General features: G+C 72.8%; 6 protein-coding genes. 3 read left to right on the top strand and 3 right to left on the bottom strand.

The genetic code is table 11. The features are described from left to right. Window positions 1-194: 194 nt before the first annotated feature. Window positions 195-1580, bottom strand: a complete 1386-nt coding sequence (locus tag ACFQ53_RS13840) for an ABC transporter permease (RefSeq protein WP_377860626.1) — start codon at window positions 1578-1580, stop codon at window positions 195-197. Window positions 1581-1723: 143 nt separating this feature from the next. On the opposite strand from ACFQ53_RS13840, the gene ACFQ53_RS13835 reads away from it, so the two are divergent. After that, complete coding sequence (locus ACFQ53_RS13835; RefSeq protein ID WP_377860624.1) at window positions 1724-2326, top strand: TetR/AcrR family transcriptional regulator; 603 nt, start codon at window positions 1724-1726, stop codon at window positions 2324-2326. Between the two features lie 72 nt (window positions 2327-2398). Here ACFQ53_RS13835 and ACFQ53_RS13830 read toward each other — a convergent pair whose 3' ends face one another. Then, entirely contained in the window at window positions 2399-3742 is a 1344-nt protein-coding gene (locus ACFQ53_RS13830) for a glycoside hydrolase family 76 protein (protein WP_377860622.1), read from the bottom strand. Window positions 3743-3948: 206 nt separating this feature from the next. Between ACFQ53_RS13830 and ACFQ53_RS13825 the strand changes: the two genes are divergently transcribed. Further along, complete coding sequence (locus ACFQ53_RS13825; protein ID WP_377860620.1) at window positions 3949-4941, top strand: NAD(P)H-quinone oxidoreductase; 993 nt, start codon at window positions 3949-3951, stop codon at window positions 4939-4941. Window positions 4942-4966: 25 nt separating this feature from the next. After that, the gene (locus tag ACFQ53_RS13820) at window positions 4967-7582 is read left to right on the top strand and encodes an excinuclease ABC subunit A (protein WP_377860618.1); all 2616 of its coding nucleotides are present in this window, start codon (window positions 4967-4969) and stop codon (window positions 7580-7582) included. Between the two features lie 12 nt (window positions 7583-7594). On the opposite strand, the gene ACFQ53_RS13815 is transcribed toward ACFQ53_RS13820, so the two are convergent. After that, window positions 7595-8482, bottom strand: coding sequence for an HAD family hydrolase (locus ACFQ53_RS13815; protein ID WP_377860616.1), 888 nt, complete (start codon window positions 8480-8482; stop codon window positions 7595-7597). Between the last annotated feature and the right edge of the window lie 89 nt (window positions 8483-8571).

Genomic DNA, 8571 nt, shown 5'->3' with positions numbered 1-8571 from the left:
GTCGTGCCCCTGCACGGGTGACCGAATCCGGCCGTGACCTGCGGTGTCGGGACAGTTTTCAAGACCACCACATTCGGCCGCTCTGTCATCCCTCCCGGAGGCGGACCCACGGGCCTCGCCGCCAGGAAACCTTATCGGATGATGACTGCGAGGCCGGGGCCGTCGACCCGGAGCCGTCAGCCCGGGCCGCACCTTCAGGCCGCCGCCGGCTCCTGCTGCGCGTCGCGCCGGCTCGGCTCGCCCTTGTGGGCGTGCCCTCCCGTGCGATGGTGTCCGAGAATGATCAGCAGGAGCCCGACGACCACCCAGCCGCCCAGGACGAGCCAGGGCTGCACGAGGCTCGCATCGGGGAAGTAGGAGAGGTCCCGGACCAGGGTCCCGGTCGCGCCGGGCACGAAGAGCTGGCCGATCTCGCCGAAGGGCCCGGGCAGGAACTCCTTCGGGGACTGCGCGCCGGAGATCGGGTTGCCGATGAGCATCGTGATCAGGGCGCCGACGCCGATGCCCGCGCCGCCGATCAGACTGTTCAGCCCCACGATGAGCCCGACCGTGCCGGCGAGGCTCAGCGTGACGGCCGCCCAGAGCTCGAAGGCGGGGGCCGGCGCGAAGCCGAACCAGGCGTCGAGGATGAGCACCATGGCGAGCCCGCCGACCACCGCGTAGACCACGACGCCGAGCAGTCGACGCCAGCTGCCCTTGAGCCCGAAGGACATGAGAGAGCCGCCCACGATGCCGCCGATGGTCAGCGGCAGGGAGGCCACGGCGAGGCCCGCGCCCTGCGGGTCGTCGTCGGAGAGCGGCACGGCGTCGGTGATCGTCGGACCCTGGAGACCCGCCTGCGCGGCGCCGATGATCGAGCCGAGCTGCTTCTGCATCTGCTCCTGCATGGCCGAGGGGTCGCTCGCCTGCTGCGTCTGCTGGTCGCCGGACTGCTGGGAGGATCCGTCGGACATCTTCTCCTGCGCCTGGGCGAGACCGGCCTGTGTCTGTGCGGCGACGATGCTGCGCCCGGTCTGGCCGAGCATCGTGGAGACCGAGGTGTTCGCCGCCGAGGCGGTGAGCACCTCGAGCTTGTCGTCCTTCGAGGCGGGCAGCACGAAGGCGCCGTAGGCCTCGCGCTCCTTGATGTGCGTCACCGCGTCGGAGCGGTCGTCCACCCGCGTGAACTCGAAGGGCAGGTCCTGGCCGTTCTTCTCCGCGGCATCGCCGACGGCCTGCGTGAAGTCCTCGAAGTCCGACTGGGAGGCGACCACGTCGACCGTGACGTCCTTGGCCTTCGACTCGTAGGTGGGCCAGAGGAAGGCCAGCAGCACCACGGTGATCAGGGCGGAGGCGATGAGACCGAGGCCGACGGCCTTCCCCCACGGTGTGGGGGCGGGCTTGGAGGGTGCGTCGTCCGAGCTCGTGGGGGCGGTGTCGACCGGCGCGACGGGTGCGGCCCCGTCATGGGCCGACGAGGTCTGCGACGAGGCCGACGACGACTCCGGCGCGCGGTGGGTCGCCTCCTCGTGCTGCTGCGCGGCGGCGTCGCGCTGCTGCTGCGCCGACACATCCTTGCGGTGCGTGTGCTCCTGAGCCATGCATCTCCCCTGATCTGCTGTCGAACGGCCACCACCGGGCCGACGCCGGGTTCCGGGGGGACCGTTCTTCGAATGAACGTTCTGAGTATGAGGTCTGTCCTGCGGCCGCACAACCAGAACGACCGTTCTCTATGATGGGCATCATGCCGAGGATCACCGAGGAGCGCCGTGCCGCCCAGAGAGCACGGATCGTCGACGCGATGCGGGACGCCGTCCGCGAGAAGGGCATCAGCTCGGTCTCGATGTCCGAGGTCATCGAGCGCTCGGGGCTCTCCGCCGGGGCGATCTACGGATACTTCCCCTCCAAGGACGACATCCTGCTCGCCGTCGCCGAGGGCCTTGCGGCCGATCGCCGCACCGAGCTCGAGCGCGTGATCGCCTCCTCCCCCATCCCTCCGCCCTCGCAGGTGCTGCGCCTGCTGCTGACGACGATCCCGGAGTTCGCCCGCGACGGCACGCTGGTGCTGCAGGTGTGGGCCGAAGCGGCTCGCGATCCGCGCGTGCGCGAGGTCTTCGTGGGCGTCCTCTCCACACTGCAGTCCACGATGGAGGAGTATCTGACCTCCTGGTTCACCCAGGAACAGCGCCCGGACCCGACGGCCGACGCGCGCGCCTCGACGCGCGTGATGGCCGCGCTCGTCCAGGGCTTCCTGGCGCAGTCCGCGCTGCTCGAGCAGACCGACGCCGTCGCGTTCTCGCGCGGCGTCGCAGCCCTCCTCGGCGAGGAGCCGACGGAGGCGGACTGATCCGACCTGCGAACCCGTCGTCCCGCAGTCCCTCGGTCCCACAGCCCCCTCAGCTCTGCAGTCCTCGCGCTCTCAGCACAGCAGGCGCGCGTGCTTCTCCCCGATGGCCGCGACGGCCAACGCCCGCGCATAGCCCGCCTGGTCCAGCAGGTGCAGACGGTCCCCGCCCTCGCGCTTCTCCCCGTCGTAGAGGTCCGTGCCGGGATCGCGGCGCGACCACAGGCGATCGGCATAGGCCTGGGCGATCGCGCGGCCGGGGATCCGGTCGCCGATCACGGCCTGCGCCATCACCAGGTTCGCGGTGAGGATCGCGGCGAACTGCAGGGGCTGGTCGTCCAGGCCGCCGCCGTCCTCGAAGGGCGCGTATCGGCGCACGACCGCATCGGCGAGGTCGACGGCCCGGTCGCGGTGGGCCCGCCGTCCGGTGATCTCGAAGAGAAGGGCCTCGGTGCCCAGCGGCACCCCCTGGTTGTAGCTCCAGAAGGTCCTGTCGATGGTGCCGTCGGGCGCGATGTTGTCCCAGAACAGCCCCTCGTCGGCCAGCAGGGTCCCGCGGGCCCAGGACACCCAGCGCTGCGCGTCGCGGAGCATGGTCACGTCCCCCGTGATCTGGTGAAGTCGCAGGGCGAGCTTCGCCGAGGGGATGGTGGAGACGGTGTTGCGACCGCTCTCGTCGCCGGCCTGGGTCCAGAAGATGCCGCCGGGGCTCGGTGCATCGGGGTCGGTGTCCTCCCCCGAGCGCAGCAGCTCGAGGATCGCCCGCGCCCGCTCGAGGTTCCCGCGACTGCCGCCGGCGATCAGATGCTCCTCGACGTCCTGCAGGCCCACCCAGGCGTTGTCGTCGTAGTACATGTCACCGTGCGGACCCTGCTCCCGATCGCACGCGGCGGTGCACCCGGGCAGGCCCGTCTCGCCGCCCGCCGCGTACCAGTAGGCCTGCTGGGCGTCCTCGAGCGCACTGCGGAACCGGCGGTCCTGCGCGGGTTCGGAGGCGAGGGCGTAGGAGAGCTCGCAGGCTGCGGAGCGGGCCTGGGACAGCGGCCAGCAGTAGGAGAAGTCGGGGTCACCGTCGCGGCGGGGGTAGAGCTCGGAGAGCATCGGGCTCGGCGCGGGGAGCGAGAAGTTCAGCTGCAGCGCGCGGACCGCACGGCGTGCGCGTCGACGGCGCTGTCCCGTCGAGAGGCGATCCCCGGATCTCTCCGGCCGATGCGGCGAGGCGGGGGCTGGACCGCCCGTCGGGGCCGCGCTGCCCGTCGGAGCCGCGACCGCCGCCGCAGCCGGCAGCAGGGCGCCCGCGCACACCGCGGCTCCCAGCAGGGCGCGGCGGCCCGGATAGCGGCCCGGACGGCCGCCCGCGCCGGAGGGCTCCTCGGCCCGGGGATCGTGCGGGGCGGGGTCGAAGGTCTGATCTGCCACGGCGGACTCCTCATCGAGTGCGCGGCGCACGGCCGGGCGCCGCATCGCCGCTCACGCTAGCGACCCGTCGGCCCGAGGTCCCGGCTTCGGGGGAACCGTTCCGATTCGTACCGATACGCCGGTGCTCGGATCGGAGCGCGCGGGCAGATCGACTTCCCGTGGCCCGGCATCGGCCGACGCCGCGGCCGCCGCGTACCGTGGATCCCATGCGCGCGATCACGATCACCGAGGACCACCGCCTCCAGCTCAGCGACATCCCCGAGCCCGTGCCCGCCGACGGCGAGATCCTCGTGGACGTCGTCGCGACCGGCGTGAACCGCGCCGACCTCGCCCAGACCGCCGGGCACTACCCTCCGCCTCCCGGGGCCTCGGAGATCCCCGGCCTCGAGGTCTCCGGTCGGTGCCGGGACACCGGGGAGGAGGTCGTCGCGTTGCTGGCCGGCGGCGGATACGCCGAGGTCGTCGCGGTGCCCGAGGCGCAGGTGCTGCCCGCCCCGTCGGCCCTGGACCTGCACGACGCCGCCGGTCTCATCGAGGTCGCGGCGACCGTCGTCTCGAACCTCGTCGTCGAGGCGGACCTGCGCCCCGGCGACCGCACGGACAACCCGTGGCCACGACTGCAGGGCGAGCCCGCTCCCGGCCCGCAGACCCTGCTGGTCCACGGCGGCACGGGCGGCATCGGCTCGTTCGCGATCCAGTTCGCCCACGCGCTCGGCGCGCGGGTGCTCACGACCGTCGGCTCCGACGACGCCGTGCGCACGGCGCAGGAGCTCGGCGCGGACCTCGCCTGGAACCGGCACACGACCGACGTCCCCGCCGCAGTGGGCGAGGCCGGCGGGGCCGACGTGATCCTCGACGTCGTCGGCGGGCCGACCCTCCGCGACAACGTCGGGATGCTGCGCGAGCACGGCCGTCTCGTCGTGATCGGCACGATCGGCGGGCCCCGCGGCGAGCTCGATCTCGGCGCCCTGATGGGCCGACGGGCCCGCGTCATCGGCACCACCCTGCGCTCGCGACCGGTCGCGGAGAAGCACCTCATCGTGCAGCTCACCCGCGAGCTCGTGTGGCCGATGCTCGAGGACGGCTCCGTGCGCCTGCCGGTGCAGGCGCGACTCCCCCTGGCCGATGCCGAGAAGGCCCACCAGATCCTGAAGGACGGCGGCCACCTCGGCAAGGTCATCCTCGACGTCAGGGACTGACGGCCCGCCCTGTTACGGTCCGACCATGCCCGATGCCCACGATGACCTGGTCCGCGTGCACGACGCGCACCTGCACAACCTGCGCCATGTGAGCACGTCCTTCCCGCGGGGGACGCTCGTCGCGTTCACCGGCGTGTCAGGTTCGGGGAAGTCCTCCCTCGCCTTCGGCACGATCCACGGCGAGGCGCAGCGCCGCTACCTCGAGTCGATCGCTCCGTTCGCACGCCGCCTCATCGGCAGCGCGATGGACCCCCGGGTCGAGAGCCTCCACGGCCTGCCGCCCACGGTCGCCCTCGAGCAGCGCACGAGCGGCGGCGGCGCACGCTCCACCGTCGCCACCCTGACCACGCTCTCCCACGCGATCCGCCTGCTCTACGCCCGCGCCGGCGAGCATCCCGCCGACGTCCTCACCCGCGGCCACCCCGCTCACGGCGGCCGGCTGCTCGCCGAGGCGTTCAGCCCGAACACGACCGAGGGCATGTGCCCCGTCTGCCGCGGCACGGGCGTGCTGCACGAGCCCACCGAGCGCTCGATGGTCCCCGACCCCTCGCTCAGCATCGACGACGGCGCGATCCAGGCGTGGCCGGGCGCCTGGATGGGCAAGAACTTCCACGACATCCTCGCCACGCTCGACGTCGCGCCGATGGACGTGCCCTGGCGCGACATCCCCCGCGAGGCGCGCGAGTGGATCCTGTTCACCGACGACCAGCCCGTCGTGACCGTTCATCCGGTGCGCGGGGTCGACCAGGTGCAGCGCACCTACGAGGGCCGCTGGCAGTCCGTGGCCCGCTACCTGCGGCACGCGGTCTCCGCGGCCGGTTCCGAGAAGACCCGCGAGCGGGCCCTGCGCTACCTCGACACGTCCCTGTGCCCCGCGTGCGAGGGGCATCGTCTCAACGCCGACGCCCTGCGCGTCACCTACCTGGGTCTGCCGATCTTCGATCTGCTCTCGCGCAGCGCGCAGCAGGTGCTGGCGATGTGCGAGGAGCGTGCGACGCAGCTCGGGATGGAGCACGGCACGGAGGATGCGGCCACCGACCGCGACGACGTCTCCCCCGAGGCGGAGGCCGAGCGCCTGCTGCTGCCGAACCTACTGCCGGTGCTGCGCACGATGGTGGGCCTCGGGGTCGGGCACCTCACGCTGGACCGGCCGGCGCGCACCCTGTCCACGGGCGAGCTGCAGCGTCTGCGCCTCGCCTCGCAGCTGCGCGCGGGCCTGTTCGGCGTCGCCTACGTGCTCGACGAGCCGTCGGCCGGACTCCACCCGAGCGAGAAGGGGATGCTGCAGGACCTCTTCGACCGCTTCCTCGAGGAGGGGAACTCGGTGCTGCTCGTCGAGCACGACATGTGGCTCATCGAGAAGGCCGACTGGGTGATCGACATGGGCCCCGGGGCGGGCGTCGAGGGCGGCAGCATCCTGCATTCGGGCCCGGTCGCGCAGCTCGCGGACGCCCCCGGATCCCGCACGGCCGCGCACCTCAGCCGACCCCTGCCGCCCCTGCGCACCCGTGATCAGGCCCGCCGGCCGACGGGCGGACTGCTCCTGACGGGCGTCGAGGCGCGGACGATCCATGACATGGACGTCGAGGTGCCCCTGGGCTCCTTCACGGCGATCACCGGCGTCTCCGGTTCGGGGAAGACCACGCTGATCAGCAACGTCATCGCGCGGGTCCTCGCCGGGACGGTCCGCACCAGCGTGGACGACGACGAGGAGGTGGGCGGCGCGGAACCGGGCTCCCGGCTCTCCGGCGCCGAGCTCCCTGGTGCTGAGGTCCCCGGTGCTGAGGCCCCCGACGCCCAGCTCCCCGGCTCCGAACGGCCTCCGCGCGTCCGGGAGGTCCGCGGTGCAGAGCAGATCGATCGACTGGTGCGGATCACGCAGAAGCCCATCGGACGCACTCCCCGTTCATGCCTGGCGACGTACACGGGCCTGTTCGACAGGGTGCGCCGGCTGTTCGCGGACACCGACGAGGCGCGGCGGCGCGGCTGGGGCGTCGGCCGCTTCTCCTACAACGTCACCGCGGGCCGCTGCCCCACCTGCCAGGGCGAGGGCCAGATCGAGGTCGAGCTCGTGTTCCTGCCCGGCACCTTCACCCCGTGCCCCGACTGCCACGGCGCCCGGTACACGGACGAGACCCTCGAGGTCACGTGGAACTCGCTGACCATCGCCGAGGTCCTGGACCTCTCGGTGCGCGAGGCCCGCGGGGTCTTCGCATCCGACGCCCGCATCATGCGCGCCCTCGACGCCCTGGAGGCGATCGGACTGGGCTACCTCACGCTCGGCCAGAGCGCCACGGAGCTCTCCGGCGGCGAGGCGCAGCGCATCAAGCTCGCGACCGAGCTGCAGCGCACCGCGCGCGGGCACACCGCCTACCTCCTGGACGAGCCGACCGCGGGCCTCCATCCGGCGGACGTGGACCTGCTGGTCGCCGAGCTGAACAGGCTCGTGGACGGCGGCTCGAGCGTCATCGTCGTCGAGCACGACATGCGCGTGGTCGCGCAGGCCGATCACGTCATCGACCTGGGCCCGGGCGCCGGCGAGGACGGCGGGAGGATCGTCGCCTCGGGCACCCCCGCGCAGGTCGCGCAGTGCCAGGGCTCCGCGACGGGGCGGTGGCTCGCCGCGCACACCGCGGGCTGAGGGGGCCCTCGCTCAGTCGACCACGGTGCGCAGGACCTCGGCGGCCCCGTCGTTCCAGACGTCGAGGGTGACGAGATCCGCGCTGTCCTTGACCCCGTCGACCGCCTGGCCCATGGCGATGCCCACGCCGGCCCAGCGCAGCATCTCGACGTCGTTGAAGCCGTCGCCGATGGCGACGGTGCGCGAGGTCCCGATGTCCAGGCGCGACCGCACGGACTCCAGCGCGGTCGCCTTGGAGACGCCCGGCGCGGCCATGTCGAGCCACGCCGTCCAGCCGATCGCGTACTGCACCCCGTGGACGCCGGACTCGTCGATGAGCTGCGCGAACTCCTGCGGGGTGAGGTCCGGGACGTGGACGACCACGCGCACCGCCTCGAGGACCAGCAGCTCGTCGAGGTCGGTGGGGATCGCCTCGACGCCGAAGCTCGCATCCTGGAACCCGGGCGTCGCGTAGAAGGCGCCACCGACCGTCTCGACCGCGTAGTGGGCGTTCGGCGCGACCTCGCGCAGGGTGCGCAGGGCCTCCTCCGGCTGGAAGGCACGGGTCTCGAGGACGCGCCACCCCTCGTCGGCCGACGGGTCGAGCTCGATCGTCACCGCGCCGTTCGAGCACACCGCGTACCCGCGCTCGACGCCGGCCATGCGGGCGATCGGGAGCGTCGCGCCGAGCGAGCGCCCGGTCGCGATCACCACGCGCTGCGCGGACGCCGCGGCGACCAGGGCGTCGTGCACGCCGGGCGACATCTCGCCGTCGTGGTCCACGAGGGTCCCGTCGACGTCGAGGCCGAACAGGACGCTGCCGTCCTCAGCGCCCCGCAGGGGCGCGAGCGCCTCGCCCAGCCGGGTGCGCACGTGCTCGACGCGGGCGATGCGGTCGTTCTCGGTCTCCGTCACGGTCATGGCCTCGAGCCTGTCAGGTGCGTCTGACGAACGGGTGAAGGGCAGGCGACGCAGGCCCCTGCCCAGGCGCCGGAGCGCGCTCGGCAGCA

The sequence above is a fragment of the Brachybacterium sp. NPDC056505 genome, from assembly GCF_042794925.1.
In the GTDB taxonomy this organism is placed as follows: domain Bacteria; phylum Actinomycetota; class Actinomycetes; order Actinomycetales; family Dermabacteraceae; genus Brachybacterium; species Brachybacterium kimchii.
The sequence above is the reverse complement of the archived record's forward strand: the minus strand, read 5'-3'. Positions and strand labels throughout refer to the sequence as shown.

Coding starts and splice junctions, on each gene's coding strand:
- ACFQ53_RS13815 (WP_377860616.1), bottom strand. CDS start 8,482: ATGACCGTGACGGAGACCGAGAACGACCGCATCGCCCGCGTCGAGCAC.
- ACFQ53_RS13825 (WP_377860620.1), top strand. CDS start 3,949: ATGCGCGCGATCACGATCACCGAGGACCACCGCCTCCAGCTCAGCGAC.
- ACFQ53_RS13820 (WP_377860618.1), top strand. CDS start 4,967: ATGCCCGATGCCCACGATGACCTGGTCCGCGTGCACGACGCGCACCTG.
- ACFQ53_RS13840 (WP_377860626.1), bottom strand. CDS start 1,580: ATGGCTCAGGAGCACACGCACCGCAAGGATGTGTCGGCGCAGCAGCAG.
- ACFQ53_RS13835 (WP_377860624.1), top strand. CDS start 1,724: ATGCCGAGGATCACCGAGGAGCGCCGTGCCGCCCAGAGAGCACGGATC.